This is a genomic window from Bacillus sp. JFL15, from assembly GCF_001184225.1.
In the GTDB taxonomy this organism is placed as follows: domain Bacteria; phylum Bacillota; class Bacilli; order Bacillales; family Bacillaceae; genus Bacillus; species Bacillus siamensis.
Window position 1 is genome coordinate 1 of the sequence record NZ_KQ236689.1, and the last position, 20,499, is coordinate 20,499.

3 protein-coding genes are annotated in these 20,499 nt (G+C 50.0%); all 3 read right to left on the bottom strand.

Annotation, left to right across the window (positions count from 1 at the left end; translation table 11 throughout):
- Positions 1 to 8,368: SDR family NAD(P)-dependent oxidoreductase (locus tag AD710_RS00005; protein ID WP_049626967.1), on the bottom strand; the 8,368-nt coding region annotated here is incomplete at its 3' end.
- A gap of 51 nt (positions 8,369 to 8,419) precedes the next feature.
- Entirely contained in the window at positions 8,420 to 14,146 is a 5,727-nt protein-coding gene (locus AD710_RS00010) for a type I polyketide synthase (RefSeq protein ID WP_049626968.1), read from the bottom strand.
- A gap of 39 nt (positions 14,147 to 14,185) precedes the next feature.
- Positions 14,186 to 20,482 (bottom strand): type I polyketide synthase, encoded by a 6,297-nt coding sequence (locus tag AD710_RS00015; protein ID WP_049626969.1) that lies wholly within the window; start codon positions 20,480 to 20,482, stop codon positions 14,186 to 14,188.
- Between the last annotated feature and the right edge of the window lie 17 nt (positions 20,483 to 20,499).

The window sequence follows — 20,499 nt, forward strand, 5'->3', positions numbered from 1 at the left end:
CGATGTCTCCGTTTTCTTCCGGCTGAAGCTTTACATGAAGCGTCACTCCTTCAGAAAGCGCCGTCACCGGACGGAGCCAAACAATCTGTTTGAGCCGGACACCCGCTTTCCCGTCCGGCAAGTCTTCAGCGGCAAGCGTAACGGCGGCCCGGGCCATTTCTAAAGCAGCCGCGCCCGGAAGCACCGGTTTTCCATTGACGATATGATCGGCAAAAAACGGTTCACGCCCTGAAAAAACAGAAGTAAAGCGCTGGGCGGTAAAGGTCGATGTATTTGCGTGGAGCAGCGGGTGAAGCTTTTCACGTTCAGCTGAGTTCCGGCTTTCAAGCTCTCTCTGAAGACAATCGGACGCCCAATACGTCTGCCTGGCAAACGGGTAGCCCGGCAGATTGCCGATTCGCGGCAAAGGTCCGCCATAAAGCAAGTCCCCTTCGATTTCATAACCTTGACAATAAAAATCTGCCAGCACGCATAACAGCTCCTGATATTTTCTATGGTCAGAATATGAGGCGCTGCACTTGCCGAGCACTTCTATTATGTGCTCCTGAATATGCTGACGGCCTGCAAAGTGCTGCGGTACTTTTCCCGAAAACGCATAAGGGTGATGTTCATTAAGCTTTGCCTGCTTCCATACATACACTGCGTCATCAGCATCTTGAACCACGATGGCGGCGCGATGGTTAAAGTGATGCCGTCCTTTTAGCAACGTATAGCTGAGCTGGGCTAGATCATTTTCTTTCAGTCCGCCATTTTCCGCCCAAGTGATCATATCTTCGATTTTTTCCTGAAGGGCATCCTTTGTTTTTGCAGACAAAGTCAGTAAATATGCAGGGGCATCCCGATGAGGTGAAACGCTGCGCTTATAGCTTTCCATAACGACATGGGCGTTTGTTCCGCTCATCCCGAATGCGCTGACTGCCCCCATTCGGTTTTTATCCGGCAGAGAAGGCCACGGTTTACCCGTTTTATTCACATAAAAAGGACTCTTCTCCCAGTTGATATAGCGGTTTTCCCCGCTGCAATGCAGACTGGCGGGAATCATTTCACGGGAGAACGCCTGTAAAAGACTGATCAAACTGACAATGCCTGACGCGGCAAACGTGTGGCCGATATTGGTTTTAATTGATGTGAGCGCGCAAAATGCTTCTTTGTTTGTATAGGCAGAAAATGCGTCATAAAGCGCGTTAATTTCCACCGGATCACCGAGTTTTGTCCCTGTGCCGTGTGTGACGATATATTCGATATCTTCAGGGTTGATACGGTCCCGGTCATAAACGGAAGTAAGCAGCCGGGTCTGCGCGACGCCGCTCGGAGCGGTAATTCCGTTTGTTTTCCCGTCATAATTGATGCCGCTCGCCCGAATCACCCCGTAAATCGGATCACCATCCGCTTCAGCCTCTCTCAGCGGCTTAAGAACAACCGCCGCGGCCGCTTCCCCCGGAACCATGCCGTCAGCCCTTTTATCAAACGCGAAGCATTTCCCGTTTTCCGACAGCATTCCGGCTTTATCTATCGTTTCAAAAAAGTCCGGGGTATTCATGATATTCACCCCGGCCGCAACAGCTGTTGTGCACTCTTTATTCTGCAGGCTTAATACCGCCTGATGGACAGAAACGAGCCCCGAAGAACATGCAGTATTGATCGCCATCACAGGACCTGACAAATTCAAGTGATAAGCCAGCCGCGCCGCCAAAATACCGTTATGATGAGACGTGACATTGCCTTTGTCCCGTGTTAACAGGTGATAATCTCCTTCTTCCGCCCCCACAAACATACCGATCGTCTGCCGCCTGATGTGACTGGCGCCGTAGCCGGCGTCCTCAAGGGCCCTCCACGCTTCCTGAAGAAGCAGCCGCTGTTTCGGATCCATCGTTTCAGCTTCCCTCGGCGATATTTCAAAAAATAAAGGGTCGAATTCGTCCGCCCCCGGTACAGCGCCGAGTTTCCATTTTGAACTTGTGAAGCCTTTTTTTGCGACCGGTGCGACAACGTCCTTTTCCTGAAACAGAATGTCCCACAGCTCGTCCGCCGTGCGTGCCTGAGGAAATCGGCCGCTCATGCCGATAATGGCAATGGAATCAGCTGCCTGACTGCCCTCGGTTCCGGCGTTCAGCTTATTTCTTCCCCTCTGCTTCTTCCGCTTTTCCGTTCCTGCCTTTTCAAAGACAGATTGATCTGTGGATTCAGGTTTCTTTTCTTCATAGACATGCTCCATGACGGACTTGTGTTCCGTCAGAAAATAGCGGACGACCTTCTCCAGTGTGGAATGTCCGAAAAACAGGGCTGGTGTCACTTCAATTCCGTAATGAGCGGACAAAGAAGAGGCGAATTCCGCCAAACTGATAGAATCAAAGCCGAAATCAGCCAGATTGTCAGCGTCCGTCAGTCTGTTCTTGTCTATTTTCAAAAGCCCCGCCGCCAGTTCCTTCACATCCCAGCTTACGCATTCTTCCAGTGTAAAGCCTTTCATTTCACTCCGCCTTCCTGAAAACGGGACGTTCCTGTGTACAGAACCCGAAATCGGCCGTTCGCCTTGATCTATCTGCAGGAAGCGTTTGGCCCTCGACGGAAAGCCGGCCAGGACGAGATACTGGCTGGACGGCTGGACTAACAATGTTTCAAAGGCTTCGAGTCCTTCCTCTGTGTATAAATAACGCTGTCCGCTTGATTTTAAATACATATCGGTGCTTTCCGCCGTGCCGACATGCATCCCCCCTTCTTTCCAAAGCGGCCAATTGATGGCAAGTGACTTGCCGCTTCTGAGTCCGAGGCTCACAAGTTTATCCCGATGACGGACAAAAGCCATTTGGAAGCGGTTCCCCATTGCGTAGTCACAAGAACCGAAGTCTCCTAAAATCGCTGAAGAAGAAGAGAAACAACAGAAGAAGTCAAGCGGCTCCCGTGACAGAACCATATCTAACACCGCGGTGCCGTCCGCTTTTGGCGCTAAGACTTGCTGAAAGGTTTGCAGATCTTTCTCCAGAATGCTTTCAGTGCCTTGAAGACCTGCAGCGTGAATGACACCGTGAATCGGCCCGCATCCTTTTTCTTTCGCTTCTTGCAAACCTTTCTCCATCTGAGCCTGATCTGCGGCATCCGCCTGCACGTAAAACACCTTGGCGCCTGATTCTTCCAATCTCTTGATCTTGTTCATCACCGGGCCGCCTGCCGCTGATCTCCCCGTCAAAATGAGCGTAACCGGTCCTTTTTCAGCAAAATATCCGGCGAATAACAAGCCTAATCCCCCGCATCCGCCGGTAATCAAGTACGTTTTTCCGCTTTTTATCACACGCTGCTCAACAGGGGCAATATCCGTCTGCTTCATTTCCATGACGTGACGGATTTCCCCGCTGTACATGACACTGCGGAATGACTCGCTGTGAAGCTCTTCACATACGTTATGGATCAGCTTTTCAAACGGTCCTTTTTGTCCAAAATAAACCGCGGCCGTATCCGTCTCCGGCAGAATCAGTTTCAGCGACCGTTCCAGCCCGATCCATGACTCGGCGTAACTGATATCGGTATCGGTCCCGCACTGAGCGGAAAGAAGGATTCGCCTCGGTTTAGAACGCAAAGAAGCAGCTGCGCGGATCACATGATAGAGAATGGAATAGTCTTTCACGGCCTTTTCATCTTCAAGCGGCCATCCATATAAAACAGCATCCGCTTTGCCACAAGCCGTTTCAATATGCCGAAACGTTTCTTGATATGCTTGTCCGTCAGTGATTTTAATTTGATAATGCGTGTTTGAAAGCTTTTGAGTTTCCTCACCCTGTGAAATAAAAAACACGCCGGTTCCCGGATAAAGAGATTGTAAAGACCGATAAGCATGCTTTCTGGCAGCTTCTCCCGTAAGAAAACAGATGACCGTTTTCAGCTCTTCATGAATGGATTTCCCCAAAGGCTGCTGAGTCCACATTTCTTCAAATATCATCATCTCGGATTGTTCCTCTTGCCCGTGATCCTGCTGAGACGGCTGTCTCATTCTCACCCCTTTGATTTCTGCGCAGATAATGCCGGTTTCATCACAAAATTGAATGTCACAGCCGGTTTGATTCTTTTTATTAATATACATCCACATGCCCGATGAACACGGACGCATGACGCGCAGTTCTTCAACTGCTTCAGGCACGATATGGACTGACGGCTCCGTTTTTGCCAGGACATGAAAAGCTGCGTCCAAAAATTCCGGCGGTATATGATATCCCGGATTACGGCCGCCGCTTTCATCTATAAGAGCAAGCTTCGCCCAAACCGCATTTTCTCCCGCATAAAGCTTTTCAACGGTGCGGAACTCCTTACTGATGGTTACACCTGATGTGCCTGGTGTTTCATAATCGAATAACAGCGGGCGGCAGTCTTTTTGTAAGGAGACAATATCAAGCACGCGGGATGGCTGTCTGTTCCCTTGTCCGACGATTCCATAATGATGCAGCTTCTCTACGTCACTGTATATTTCATAATGGATGCCTTCCTCGTCTTCAGACAGAAGGGAGAGATTGACGCCCGCACCGTGATGTCCGCCGGTTATCGGGTCAGTCCATGCCGCCGTTCGGATCCATATCTCTTTTTCTTCAGAGCTGTCTGCCGCATGATGATAAGCCGCTAGCGCCATTTCTAGATAAACGGCAGCCGACAGAACCCGCTCCCCTCTCACATCCTGGAAAACGTGTTCCCGGCCTGTAAAAGATGTATGATAGCTTTGCTCCGCCAAGGTTGACGTATTTTCATGCAGGAAAGGATGCACATATTCAGTTGTTCCGGTTTTTGGTTCTTCCCGCTTCATCCAGTAGCTTTCTTTTGCAAATGGATAAGACGGCAGACTGATACGATGCGGCAGCGCGCCTTTATATAAAGATGCCCAATCAACGGGCGCCCCGTGAACCCAGACACTCAAAAGACTGTCAAATTGACGTTTTTCCGCCCAATCACTGACTGTGCCTTCCGTCTCTGTGACAGAACTATCACTCCGGCCTGTAAACACCCCGCTTACGGAACCAGCATTATTCAGAAAAGCCGTCAGCTTCTGTTCCAATTCAGAAACAGAGTCCGCTGTCATCGCCAGCCGTTCTTCCATCGGGACTCTGCCGACTTGAAGGGTAAATGCCGCGTCAAGCAGATTTGCATCTGTAATTGTTCCGTTTCCGGCGGCATCCGACAGCAACAGAGCCCGCTCGCGCAAGCGGTCTTTATCTTTTGCCGATAAAACAAAAAGCGCCGGACGGCCGGAGTCTGCCGAAGTTATTTCGGCCGGTTCATACTCTTCTATCAGCAGGTGGGCATTCGCTCCGCCCGCTCCGAAAGAAGATGTACCCGCGATTCTCGGATATTCCCGTGTTACTCCTTCAGATTCTATGACCGGCCGTCTCCATTCCGCCGTTTCCTGCTGCACGATAAAAGGAGAAGTTTCAAAATCAATTTCCGGGTTCAGCTGCTTTGAGTGCAGCGACGGCACCAGATATCCGTGTTTCATCTGAAGAAGAATTTTAGTGACCGCAGCAATGCCCGCCGCACTTTCCAGATGTCCGATATTGGATTTAACAGAACCGATGGAACAAAATTGAGCTGCATCCGTATAGCGGCGGAAAGCCTTGGTTAACCCTGCGATTTCAATCGGATCTCCCAAGGAAGTGCCGGTGCCGTGGGCTTCCAGATAGCTGATTGCTCTCGGGTCAATCCCTGCCCGCTCCATCGCGTCTGCGATCACTTCCCCTTGTGCATTCGGATTCGGAACGGTGAACCCGTTCGTTTTGCCGCCGGCGTTCAGAGCGCTTCCTTTAATGACACCGTATATATGATCATGATCTGCAACAGCCTTATTCAACGGCTTTAACACGATACAGCCGACGCCCTCTCCGTCAACAAACCCGTCAGCCTTATCACCGAACGCTTTGCACGCGTTTGACGGTGACAGCATTCTCATAGAAGAAAGCCCGATATAATGAACCGGATCTGTAATCAGATTTACACCGCCAGCAATCGCGCATTCAGATGCACCTGTTCTGATGCTTTCTGCGGCGAGATGAATGGCGGTTAAGGATGAGGAGCATGCGGTATCGACCGCGATGCTCGGACCGTGAAAATCAAACACATAGGATACGCGGTTCGGGATAAAGTGGTAGTGGGCCCCTGTCGGATAGTTGCCGTTCATGACACCCGCAAAGACGCCAACCTTTTTACCGGCGCATAGTGAATCAGGGGTATATCCGGCATCCTCAAGGGCCGCATAAGCGGTTTCCAGAAACAGTCTCTCCTGCGGATCCATGCGCTCCGCTTCTTTCGGGGAGATTTTAAAAAACAGCGGGTCAAATTTATCAATATCTGTTAAAAAGCCGCCCCACTTTGTATACATCCGGCCTTCCTTCCCTTTTGTCTCATCATAGTAGTCCCTCCAATCCCAGCGGTCTTTCGGAATTTCGGTGATTCCGTGTTCACCGGTCTTTAACCGTTCCCAGAACTCATTAACATTTTCAGCTCCGGGATACCTCCCGGCAAGACCGACAATTGCCACTTCAAGGTGTTTTGACGGCGGTTCGGAAGCGGGCGGCGCTTTTTCAGAAAAAGATGCCGCTTGGCGCTTCGTCAATCCGGCGCTTTTTTTGCGGCTTTGCTTTTTCTGTAAAGTGTGCGGCGTCTTTTCAGCTTCTTTATTTGTCTTGAAAATCCCAGCCATATCTTCCTGTCTTGAGCTGACGAGATATTCCGCTAATCCGCCGATTGTCGGATACTCGAAGAACAATGTGCTGCTGATATCAGGGACGTCTTCCCGCACGCGGTTGGTCAGCTGTACGATTAAGATGGAATCGATTCCGTATTCTTCAAGGGGCGTATGGGCTTGAACGTCCTCAATCGGCATCTTTAAGATGGCGCTGACGATCTGTTTCAGGTACTCTGTGCTTTTTTCAAGCAAAGAGCCGGATGATACCGCTTCAGTATGACGGACTTCTTCAGAAAATTGCGCATGCAGTTCGCGCTCCTTCGTTTCAGTCAAGTATGCGGCAAGCTCTTCTATCGTCCGGTATTCAAAAAACAGCGTGCTGCTGATATCAGGGACGAGATCCCGCAGCTCATTCGTCAGCTGAACGATCAGAATAGAGTCAATGCCGTATTCATCCAGAGGAGCCAGCGGATTTATCTCTTTTGCCGGCATTTTTAATACTTTTGCCGCAGCCCTTATCAGAAAAGCAGCTGTCTTTTCCGCAAGCCCCTCTCCCGCTTGTTTGATGGGGAGCTGACGATCAGAGGATGTTTGCGGTACGTTTGATTGGCGCTTTTGCGCGGTGTAAGCTTCCCTGCTCTGCCTGATGACTCCGTTGCTTTTCGCCGTGATAATCTGCTGGGTGTGCAGACGTTCGTTTTCAGCCGGAAATTGAATGGAATGAAAGCCTTCAGCCATTAAAACGGATTTCCATGTTTCCGGATAAAGACCGGGGCACCCCGGAATCCGCAGCGCCTCGTCTTCGTACAGCCACCAGCCCTCTAATAAGCCGAATGTAACATGTGTAAACGGCGTATGCCCGCCCAGTTCATTAACGAGCAGCAAACCGTCCTTTTTCAATACGGCTTTTGCCGTCCGTAAGGTTTTCCGGATATTTTTGGTGGCATGCAGCACGTTTGCGGCAATAGCGATATCGCAGGTTCTCAGATGTAATCCCTGGCCCGCCGCAGGCTTCTCCACATTAAACAGCTGATACGTCAAATACGGATTGTCCGCGCCGTATTCCTTTTCGGCATGCATTAAAAAAGCTTTTGACAAGTCGGTATAACAGTATTCCTGAATATGGTTTTGATAGGGGCGGAGCTTTTTAAACAGTGTGCTGCTCGTTCCGCCGGTGCCCGCTCCGATCTCCAGCAGACGGATGTTTGCATCAGGATTGTTTTTAATTACATTTTCCACATACATACACGCTTCATTTGCCAGCACATCGTTGTAATAATCAGCGAGAATGTTATGCTTATAGATTCCTTCAACAAGCTCCATTGAAGAATCGGGAAACATCACGTCAGTGGCTTTTATTTTGCCTGTTAAAATGTCAGGCAAAGCTTGAATGACGGTATCCGCCAGCAGAGCCTGCGCTTTCATATCCGGATCTTTCAGCCATTCGTTTTTCTTCTTATGCCACTCTTCCCAAACCGCGGCCGTTTCACCGCTTTTAAGATCGCTGTCTAAAAGACGGATGCTTTCTTCCAGCCAGCGCTCATATAAAGGCAGACAGGAAGCCGCCGGCGCTTCGCCGGTCAGACCCATTGAACGCAGCGTCACCCGCAACACTTGCAGCAAAAGCCGATTCAATTCTTTCATTTGATTGCTTATTTCTGTTCTTAAGGATAACTGTGTACGGTCTTTTTGTTTGTCTCCCTTACCCAAAACCTTATCCTCCTAAGAAAATTAAATTTGCTCCGTCATTTTGACAGGCAATCAGATAGTCACAAATTCATGAGGGTTCATTCCCTCGATCGGAATCGGCTTGGTCAGCTTCATCAGCCCCATACGGGAGATCGGCTGCGTCAGCAAAGTTTCCAGCGCCTGCATCCCTTCCGCCCGGCTGATCAGCCCGAGACCGATTTGGCTCAGTCTGTCAAACTCTTCAGAAATGTGATTGTCAGCCCGCTCCCAATAACCCCAGTTCATCACTTTGACCCGGCATGACAGCCGTCCGGAAAGCTCATGGGCAAATGCGTCTTTAAATGCACACCCCGCCGCATAATGACTTTGATTCGGATTCTTAATATATGAAATAACCGAAGAGAAAAAGAGAATAAAGTCCAAAGACTCTTTCGCAAATACTTCGGCAATGTTGACGGAAATATCCACTTTCGCCTTAAGGCCGGCGTGAAACTGTGATTCCTCCATATCTTTTACGCTTTCATTCGCAAATACCATCGCTGAATGAACGACGCCGCTGACGGTGCCGTATGTGTTTTTAATCTGTTCATAGGCGCGCTGAAGCGATGGAAGATCAGAAGCATCTGCGGCTATATATTCGGGAGCCGGGCCTGATGGCCGGTACCGGTCTATTTTTTGGCGTATCCGGCTGTCCAGCGTCCGCCTCCCGATCCAGACGACTCGGGCTTTATACGTCGTCACCATATAATCTGTCCAAACCTCGCCGACGCCTCCCGCACCGCCGATGATGACATATACGCCTCCATACCGGTAAGGAACACTTTCAGACGGCTCGCTTTGGACCGGAAGCAATTGAGGCCGGTACCATTCATGATGTCTGTGCACCCATGCTTTACCCGTACGGTCGCGGGGCAGGCTGAATATGTCTTCTGCGGGGAAATCCCCCCCGTCTTCAAGATCGACCAGACGGATGTGCCAGCTCGGATGTTCTTTAGCGAGAGACCCGACAAAACCGTGCACACTGGAATGAGCGGGACGCGCCTCATCATATTGGGTGATGGGCTGTGCTTGGTGCGTAATCACCGTCATCCCGAGCTGCTCTTTTCCATACCCGAGGCCGATAAGAGCTTTGGCCGCTCTGAAAATTTGCAGCACCCCGCTTTTTTGATCATGGATGTAAGAATCAGCCGGCTGAGGGGCAAACCAGATCATATGCTGAATCTCACCGAGACGGCGGAGCCGATCAGATATCGCTTCAACGGAAGCACTTTGGCTGCTGTCAAATCGCACAGCTTTAGGAAACAATCGTAAAACCGCGTCGGCCTGCCCGTCTGTACCGCCTATAATGACAGCATTTGCTTCAGAAATGAGGAAGCCGGTTTGGTTGTCTATCGGTTCCGCGTCCCATACCTGCATCAGTTTGACGGCTCCGGTAAGATTACCCGGCAGATCGTATTGCTTATTATCGGTTACGGGCGGCGCACTTTCGGCCATTCGGGCAGAAAATCCTTTTATCCTTACACACACATTGCCGCGTTCATCACATATATCAATGTCCATTCTTCGCACAGCCGGTGTTTCATGCGTCACAAACACGGCCGCCCACATGTTTGGATTGCACGGATGAAAAACGGTCAGTTCATGCAATTCAAAAGGCATTAACGGCTGCTCCGGATAACCCACTTGATCTTCATTCATAACGCCGATGGCCGCCTGAAAAGCGGAATCAATCAGACTAGGATGGAGCACAAACTGTTCGGCCTCATCAGAAACGGAAGCAGGGAGCACCAATTTAGCCAAGGCTTCTTTTTCCCCGCAATAAATGTGATCAATTCCTTGATGTGAAGGTCCGTATACAATTTCCGCCTTTGCAAACGCCGCATAACAGTCTTCTTTTGACAGCACTTTTTTGCGGCATTGCGCTTTCAGCTGTTCAATATGCAAGACCGGCGCCTCAGAAAGCGGCTCAATCACAGCACTGCCTTCACAATAAATGTCTGAATCGTTTTCATGGCTGTACACCCGAAATGAAATATTGCCGTTATCCTCCAAGGAAAGCCCTGTCGTTATTCGCAGCGGCTCTTTTTTATGAACGGCCTGGCGTATCCAGCTGATATACCGCAGCGAAATGCCGGTTTTAGCCGTGTATTCAGCGGCTAACGGCGCGGCAGCCAGTTCAGCCGCGGCTCTCGCCATTTCAAGGTAAACCGCCCCGGGGAGAACACGCTTGTTTCGGACGATATGATCGGCTAAGAAGAATTCATCTCCGTTCAGTACCGTGCTGAATTTTTGTTCTAACAAATCTGATGTATTGCGGTGAAGCAGCGGGTGAAGCCTGCTTTCTGTATTTACGGAAGTAAGGGGATGATCGGGCTCCGGTATCCAATATTGTTCCTTTGCAAACGGATACGTCGGCAGACTTATCCTGCGCGGTTTCTCCTCCTGATACAGCCGCGTCCAGTCTATCTCAAATCCTTTTGACCACAACTCCGCAAGTTTTTTGTAAGTGCCGCTGTCCATCCATTTTCCGATCAGCTCCTCCGTATCCTGCTCATCATTCAGGAAACCCCTGATTTCCGTTCCGCTATCAGACCGCCCTTGAAAGCAGCCGTCAATCTGCCGTTTTCGTTCTGTAAATTCAGTTAATTTCCTGATCAGGTCCGCTTGATCGTTCACTAAAAAAACAAGCCGTTCTTCCATTGCCAGCCGTCCCGTTTGCAGCGTATACGCCAGTGACCGCATGGAAAAAGGTTCATCAGGCTGCTTATCTAAGCCGGACTGACCGAAAAGACCGGAAAGAATATTCTTATGTTTCTCATCTTTTGTAAGACATTCTGCTAAAGTCCGGACGGAAGTATGCTGTATGAGATCGGTCATGTCTATTTCCAGCCCGTATTGATCCGTCATCAGCTCAGAAAACTGTGTCAGCTGCATGACATCCAAGCCGAATTCCTTCCAATCGTGTTCACCATCTACCGAGCCGGCCGCTACATGCAGAACTTCCGCCAGAACACCTCTCAACGCATTTTCCAGCTGATTTTGCATTGTATCTATTTTGTCATGAAGCGGACCGCTTCCTTCAAGCGCTTTATCTTTGAGAAATATCAGCAGGCGGGCAGCGTATTCCTTCAGCCGCTCCGGATTTTTCGCTGATAGAGGCACGATATACGGTCTCTCTTGATTCTCCGTAGTGGCGGGGTTTTTGGGCCTGTACTCTTCTAAAATGAGATGAACGTTTGAACCCGTCGCCCCGAATGAACTGATGCCTGCGCGTCTCGGACAGGAATGTTCACTGCCGTTCTCTGTATACGCCGGCTTTTTCCATGACTCGGTTTTTTGCTGCACGTAAAATGGCGAGTCCTCTAAACGAATATACGGATTAATCGTCTCTGAGTGCAAAGAAGGGACAAGCGTTTTGTGAAACAGCTGCAAAACCGTTTTATGAAGCCCGCTGATCCCGGCGGCTGATTCCGCATGTCCGATATTCGATTTAACGGAACCGATCGCACAAAATTGCCGATCCTCCGTAAACGTGCGGTAAGCTTTAACAAGACCTTGTATTTCAATCGGATCTCCTAAAGAAGTTCCGGTTCCATGCGCTTCCACATAAGAAATCGTCCGGGGATCAATCCTCGTTTTTTCAAAGCATTCAGCTATCATATCCCCCTGCGCCACGGGGCTCGGCACGGTAATCCCGCTGACGGTTCCCACGTGATTGACGGCGCTGCCTTTTATCACCGCATAAATATGATCCTTATCTTCTTCGGCTTTGTGAAGCGGCTTCAGCAGCACGGCCCCGATGCCATCAGCTGAGACATAGCCTGTGCCGCCTTCGCCGAACGTGCGGCACAGCCCGTCACTCGAATGCATATCCATCAAGCCGTATGTGATATATTTTGTCGGATGCAATGATAAATTGACGCCTCCGGCAAGAGCTGCTTCACATTCACCGCGTCTCAGACTTTCCGCCGCCATATGGACGGCCGTCAGAGAAGACGAACACACCGTGTCAACCGCCATGCTCGGCCCGTGAAAATTGCAAAAATATGAAACCCGGTTTGCGATCGGCGCATAGTTCAAGGGATAAGGAAAGACCAGCCCTTTGGCCGCAGCTTCAGCGCCGACGAGAGAATAATCCATATGCATCACCCCGGCAAACACACCGACGTTCATTCTCTTATTCGGCCCTTTCGGCTGAACGATTGTTTCCGGGGTGTAGCCCGCATCCTCAATCGTTTCCCAGCATGTTTCTAAAAACAATCGTTCTTGCGGATCTTTAGCTTCTGCCTCCCGCGGAGAAATCCGGAAAAATTTCGCATCAAAACAATCCGGATCATCTATAAAACCGCCCCATTTGGAAATCGGCTTGCCGGACGGCGATCGCAAATGCTCATATTTCTTCGTATCCCAGCGGGAACGAGGCACTTCCGTTACGCTGTTTTTGCCATTTTTTAAATTTGCCCAGAATTCACGAAGATTTTTGGCGCCGGGGTACCGTCCCGCCATCCCGACGATGGCAATATCTCCATTCTGTGTTCCGGCTGACGCCGATTTTTTCACGCGGATTTGGGTCGTCCTCTTTTTTTCCCGGTGCAAAGGTTCAGCATTTGAATGTCCGCTTTGAGCATGGCCGAAACCGGCTCCGTAATGTTCGCACAAATACCCCGCCAATTCCGTGATTGTCGTGTATTCAAATAACAGCGTCGGCAGAAGCTGCGAACCGATTTTTCGTTCAATTTCCTTTACCATGTCCAACAGCCCCGGAGAATCCAGCCCCATTTCATAGTAGCCGATATCCGGGTCAATCTCTTTCACAGGTTTGTTCAATCGGGCGGCAAGCAATTCTTTTAAATAAACGATGCACTGTTCAGTAAGGCCGGCGGAAGCCTCCGCAGAGCGGGGCTCGGAAGGCGCCGGTTCCGCTTGCGAAGCCGGGACGGCATTCCGCCCGTCTGGTTCTTTCTTTTGCCGTTTCTGATTGATCAGTTCCGGGTTCCTCACCAGTTTATTGGCGAAGTTTTTCAGTTCGCCGACTTTTCTGCCTTCCTCATTAAAAAACTCCATTGTCACGTAAACGAGATCTTTCTTACGGGTGACGGATTCTTTTTTTATCTTGGTGATACATGTTGTCTGCAGCAATTCGGCGCAATAAAACGATTCATAAAACAGCGGCAGAAATAATTGCCCCTCCTCCCTCGTCAAAGGAGCGAGATATACATTGGAGCCGATGCTGCTCGCATCTATCAATGCGGGATGAAACATCGCCTCTTCTGCATGTTCAAGCTGATCCTTTTGCACCGACAGATCAATATAAATCTCTTTTTCAGTTTGGTAGACGCTTCCGCAGCCTTTCATCATTCCTGAATGAACCAGTTCTTGATCCCTGCATTCCGCGTAAATGTCCTCAATCGGTATTTCTGCCGCCGTTTGTTTTACGGCATCCATCCGGACGCTCTCTTGGAAGCCGGCGGGCTTGACGGATTGCATGTGCGCCGCGGCATATACCTTTGTCTCTGCTGCTTCGTCACCTTGTTTTTGCCCTTTCACCTCCACCATCCACTGCCCTTCGCCGCTCACTGTACAATCAACGGAAAGCAAGATTGATTCTCCCTGTTCAGGAGCTAAAGGGTGAAAAATCGATAAGTGCCTGAGCTCAAGGCCGGCATGAAATAAACCGTTTTCTCTGAAAGTCTGATAGATCAGGTCAATATAAGCCAGACCCGGCAGCAGTTCCTTTCCATAGGCTTTATGATGTTTCAAAACGGGATGCTGATTGTTAATAAGAAGCTGCTCTCGCATATGAACTTCCTCCATATCGACGTTCAATTTTCAGCGCAATCAGTAAGTCTTCATTTGTTTCCAAAACGTATTCGGGCGGGACTTATGTGCGCTTTCATGCAGGCTTTCGGCTTTGTCCGGACGAATGGGCCGGCGTTTTAATTCCTGTCTCGGCAAAGGCTTTCTAACCGGGGTATACGCCTTTTGCTCCCAAGCTTCCACTATGACATGGGCATTCGTCCCTCCGTCAGCGAAGCTGCTGACGGCGGCAATCCGCGGTGAATCCGTCCATTCACGCAGAGCGTGCGAAAAATAAAACGGCGAGGCGGACAAATCGTAATGCGTCATCGGCTCTTTGCCCGAAAGGAAAGGCACACGCATTCGGCGCGAGAGCATAAGCACTGTTTTAATGAATCCGGCAATCCCTTCAGCGCATAACGGGTGTCCGATATTCGGCTTCATCGACCCCAATTCGCAAGGCGCGCTGTTTTGCATACGGTACACCGCTTCAATCGCCCTCAGTTCCAAAAGGTCTGTTACTTCAGAGCCTGAACCGTTTGCTTCAATGTAGCTGATATCCTCCGCTTTTCTGCCGCTTTTGGCAAGCGCCTTGGCCATCACTTCTTTTTGCGCCTGTATATTCGGTGTGGCAGGCCCCGCGGTTCTGCCGTCATTGTTTACGGAAATGCCTTTAATGACCGCATGAATCCGGTCCCCGTCTTTTACAGCCTGGGCCGCTGTTTTTAAATACACCATTCCGACGCCTTCTCCCAATACGATGCCGCCGGTGCGGCGGTCAAAAATATGAAACGCAGGCTCTTCGCTTAACAGATTGCGAAGTTCGAACATCCGGTGGGTTTGACCGGATTCCAGCAGACTGACTCCCCCGACCACCGCTGAGTCGATTTCACCGCAAGAAAGCGCCTGTATCGCCAAATTCATACCGACAAGCGCTGAAGAACAGGCCGTATCCAAAACAAGACTCGGCCCCTTCAAATCAAAGAATTGAGAAAGATTGGCCGCTAAGTAATTCGGACCGGCGGCGACTATCGGATTTTTTGCATGCTTCAGACGGTTTTCGTCAGGCATACTGCCGCCGCGTCCTCCTAAATAGACACCGGCTGACCTGCCTTTCATTTCTTGTAAAGAGTAACCGCTGTCTCTGAACAGATGGAGCGCCTCTTCTAATATAAGAAAGGACTGGATATCCATTGCCTTGATGTCTTCTTCGGGAATAAGGAAAAACTCCGGGTCAAAATGCGTTACATTTTTTAAAAGGCCCGCATAATCCGCCTTCTCCGTTTTCCAGCGTTCTTTCGGCACCCTTTGAATGGCCGACGTTCCTTCAGACAGCAGCTTCCAATAAGCTTCAATTGATTCAGCTCCCGGAAAACGGCAGGACATCCCGACAACAGCGATGTCTTGCGCCGCTGGAGCTCCGGAAGGCTGAATGACAGCGGCTGCTGTTTGTTTGGGAACGTACGGGATTACAGGCTGAACCGGTTTTGAAACGGCAGCTTTGATTTCCGGATATGCTGTTTCAAGCCATCCCGCCAGCGCAGCAACCGTAGGGTATTCATACAGCACCGCCGGGTCAAGGTCAGCTTTGATCCTCTTTCCGATCGCTCTGGACACTTGGGAAAGCATGATGGAATCGGCTCCGTAATCTTGAAAAGGTGTATCAGATTCAAATCTTGACGGCTCCAGTCTTAATTCCCGGCAGCAAATGCCCGTCAGCCATTCCTCAACGCTTTCTGTATCGGCCTGTTCCTGCTGCTTTGTTTCGGTAAGGCCGGATGAAAGCAGCAGACGGTCAGGCTCCCATTTTTCCGGGTGGATGACGGCCGGCATAATAACAGATCCGCAATCGCCTGCCATAATGGCATCAAACAGGCTCAGTCCTTCTCTGTCAGTGATGCTCTTTAAACCGCTTTTCTGATAGGCCCGGCTTTTTGATTCGCCCATACCCGTTTCTTTCCAGCTTGGCCATTGGATGCTCAGCACCGGAAAACCTTTTGCGGCCGCAAAATAATCCATATAGGCGTTAGCCATGGCATAATCGCTTTGTCCCGCTCCTAATTCCGGCATCACGCCGGACACTGAAGAAAACAGCGCAAAAAACCGGAGAGGCTCCTTGTGCAGCGCTTGATACAAAAGGTCCAGTCCGTCTGTTTTAGGTTCAAGCACGGGCATCATCTGTTCTCTTGTTTTGCGGATAAAGGCGGGATGATCGAGATCTACAGCTCCCGCTGCGTGTATCACGCCTCCTATCGGCCCCATCTTCTCTTTCACCCGGCTGACGGCCTGCTCATATTCAGGGCCGGAAGATACAGACAGCACTTCCGTTCGGACACCTTTTTGTTCGAGCTCTCTGATTCTTCTCACTTTATCGGAAAACGGGGAATTCCGTTTGATATGGTCATCCCACTCCGCTTTCGGAGGCATTGTTTCTTTTCCGGTAAGCACGAGTTTCGTGACTCCGTAACGTTCGGCAAAATGCCGGGCGAATAAATATCCGAGTCCGCGGGTCCCTCCGGTGATCCAGAGCACATGGTCTTTCGGAAATGAAAATTCTTTTTCAGCTAAGCTGTTTGTTTCCTTTAACCGCGCGTGATAGCGCACACCGCTTCGGTAACAAACTTCGATGTCTTCAGACTCGCGAAAAAACTCCTCTGCGATCTGGTTTGCCAGCTCATGATCTTCGGCAGTCCGTTCTGCATCCATATGCCGCGAGCGGATATCCTTATACTCACTTTGGAGCATCCGGTACAATCCAGCCTTTTTTGCACCTGAGAGATTTATCGTTTCATTTGCAAAAGGTTCAAGCCCCTTTGTCACACAAAGCAGCTGAAGCTTTCGGCCGCGGTTTCTGTTGTCAATGAGAGACTGCAGACGATGAATCCAGCCGTCATCATGCTTGATTTCCGTCCCGCATCCGGTCACATCAATCAGACCGCCAAACCGGGCCGCGTCCCCGGATATTACCGGTGATTCAGCCTCAATGATTTCAGACTCGGGGAAATAACGGGACAGCTCAACGGCCAAATTTCCTGTCTGGTGATCAGCAGCTATTCCGATGACGCCCCGCACTTCCTTAGCCGGAACACGGCTGCTTTCTGCCCAGCTTTTCTGTAAAAAGCGGATTTCACGAAATGTTTCAGCATGTGTTTCAGCATCACGGACATTGTCCGGCGCTGCATCGTCCGGCCAATAACGATCCTTTATAAATGGATAACCGGGAAGGCTGACGCGATGCGGCAGGCTGCCGTTATAAAGCTCTGACCAATCAATCTTCAGCCCTTTTACCCAAAGTTCCAGAAGCTTCGCGAATTTTTTTCTTTTCATCCATTTACGGACGGCTTCCTGCATATCTTCATCCTTAAAAACGGCTAGAATGTCTTTATGCTGTTTGCTTTTTCCCCTGAAGCAGCCGTCTGTCCCGCCGTCAATAAAACGCTGCAGTTTTTCCGCTAACTGCTCTGTCGACGTCACGATAAACGCCGCACGTTCTTCCATCGCTTCTCTTCCGGTTTGAAGGGTGTAAGCCGCATCCCGGAGGCTGCGGTCTGTGACGTCATTTTTTCTGATCGCTTGAAGAAGCTGCTGCGCCCGCTGCTTCAGGCTGGCCTCCTGTTTGGCGGATAATAAAATGACTGCGGGGTCTTCATCTGTGAATGGCTCAGAAATCTCCCTATCAGGTTCAATATATTCTTCTATCAATATGTGGGCATTTGCCCCGCCCGCGCCAAAAGAAGAGATTCCCGCGATTCTCGAAATCTCTTTCTGCGCTCCGTTTTCCTCAATGACCGGCCGTTTCCAGTCTGCCAATTCACGCTGCACCACAAACGGCGTCCGGTCGAATGCAATATTCGGATTCAATTTCCGGCAATGTAAAGAGGGGGCCAGCTTGCGTTTTTGAAACTGGAGCAGCAGTTTCGTTACACCGGCAATGCCTGCCGCGGCTTCCAAATGCCCGATATTGGATTTAACTGAGCTGATGGCGCAAAAGCCTTTATCTGACGTTTTCGTTTGAAATGCGCGGGTCAAACCGTCAATTTCGATCGGATCTCCGAGTTCAGTGCCCGTGCCGTGGGCTTCGATACAGCTGATCATCCGCGGATGTATTCCTGATTTTTCAAGCGCGCCGGAAATCACGTCAGCCTGGGCGCTCGGACTCGGCACTGTATACCCGTTTGTTCTGCCGCCGTGATTGATATGAGTGCCGCGAATCACCCCGTAAATATGGTCCTTATCAGCCATCGCTTTTGACAGCGGCTTTAACAGCACGGCCCCGACGCCTTCACCGGGAACAAATCCGGCCCCGCCTTCACCGAAACTTTTGCACGTTCCGTCTTTTGAAAGCATTCGATAGGCGCTGAGCTCCACATAAGCCGAAGGATGCGTATACACATTCACACCGCCGGCAATCGCCATGTCACATTCGCCGCGAAGGATGTTTTCACACGCTTCATGAATTGCAGTCAGCGAAGACGAGCACATCGTGTCGACCGGCATGCTCGGCCCTTTCAGATTAAGAAAATAGGAAACTCTGTTGGCCGCTGAACTGAACGACGTTTTCGGCTGCAGGGCGCCTCCGTTTTTCCAGTACATTCCGTACCCGTTTTTCGTAATGCCAGCAAAAACGCCGACCCGGCCGTTATACAGATTCTCAAGCTGTTCCTTCGTATAACCGGCATCCTCCAGCACCTGCCAGCACATTTCAATAAAGAGACGCTCCTGCGGGTCCATATTCAAAGCATCACGGGGTGAAATTTGAAAAAACAGCGGATCAAAGAAAGCAGCATCTTTCAGAAACCCGCCCCGCTTACTGTAACTTTTCCCTGCTTTCACGGCCGCTTCGGGATCAGGGTTGTAGTACTTGTCCTTTTCCCAGCGCTCTTCGGGAATTTCCGTCACACAGTCTTTTCCGGCTGCTAAGTTATCCCAGTACTCTTCAAGTGTTTCAGCTTGCGGATAACATCCGCTGACTCCAATAATCGCAATCCCTTCTTTTGTCTGGTTCTCATTGGAAAAAGAAGGCCGTTTCTTTCGCTTGATAAATGACGGAAGCACCGGAAAATCTTCATTTGCCAAAACCTGTTCTGATATGCCTGAACGGTGCTCATCATCATTTGTCCATTTTCGGCATTCTTTTGGATAATTCGTGACAAAGTGAGCTGCCAGGGAGCCCAGTGTCTTATATTCGTAAAAAACCGTTTTGGAAAGGTCACCGAAAAGCAGAGACAATTCGCGGTTCAATTTCGTCACAGTGACTGAGTCGATTCCGTAGGTTTCCAGCGGCTCTTCGGTATCTATGTTGGAAACAGCAATTTTTGCAGTCAGGCCAAAAAGCGTTTTGAGCTGAAGAAGCGTTTGTTCATACAAACGTTCACTGCGGTGTTCGGCATTGGTTTTTCCGGGAGCGCCCGTCTTGATGACAGGCTGCAGCTTCAACCCCGACAGAGAAGCCCATATTTTTCCTTCCTCGTCACATAAATCAATATAAAAGCTCCCCGCCTTCTCTTGTATCTCGGCCCATACCTTGTCAGGACAAGATTCATAAAACAAAAGCTCGTTCAATGAAACCGGGGCGAGCGTTTTATATTCTTTGCCGCCAAGCAGCGCGCATGCCTCTGTCACACTTTGCATCACACAGGGAGGGAGGCCGAATCGGGAGGATTCTTTTTGGTTTGTCAATGGAATTGATATGTCTGCCAGCATCCGTCCTGCTGAGGCATAAATACGCTCAATTCCTTTCATGTGCTCATTGTATTGAACGGCATCGTTCTGAGTGATGGCTTCAATTTGCTGCTTATCCATCAGGGAACCGCTGTTTTCCTTCAAGCGGCTGATATCCAGCATGCCAGGCACAGCATCAACTGGCTGAATCGTCCCTTGGCTGTACACATCATGATGACTGGAATCGGAAGAAAATGGATTATAAATTTCAAATCTTTTGGCTTCACCCTCTGCGGGTATCAGCCTGATTTCGATATGGAACGGCTCAGCCTCAGTCAGAATGGGCTTTGACCACACAATATTCGTCAGCCGGACAGCCGCAGTCTCCTTTACTGTCAAAACAGCCGCAGCTCTCGCCATTTCCAAAAGAAGTTCTCCGGGCATAAGCTTTTTATGCTGTAAAGAAACATCAGCGAGAAAAAATTCCCGGCCGCTGAAAGCTGCCGAGAATCCCTGTCCCGTTTCATCGGAAATATGCTGCTGAGCAAGCGGATGAAGGGAAGCCGCTTGGCGAAGTCCCATCCGCATATCATAATCTCGCAAAATGCCGATCGCATCCTGTTTTGTCATTTTTTTATTTTTGACGTCAGAAAAAACCCGGTGCAGAAACTCTTTCATATGGTTTCCTCCATTAC

Excerpts from the sequence above, each read along its gene's own strand:
- AD710_RS00010 (WP_049626968.1), bottom strand. The coding sequence starts at position 14,146 with ATGCGAGAGCAGCTTCTTATTAACAATCAGCATCCCGTTTTGAAACAT.
- AD710_RS00015 (WP_049626969.1), bottom strand. The coding sequence starts at position 20,482 with ATGAAAGAGTTTCTGCACCGGGTTTTTTCTGACGTCAAAAATAAAAAA.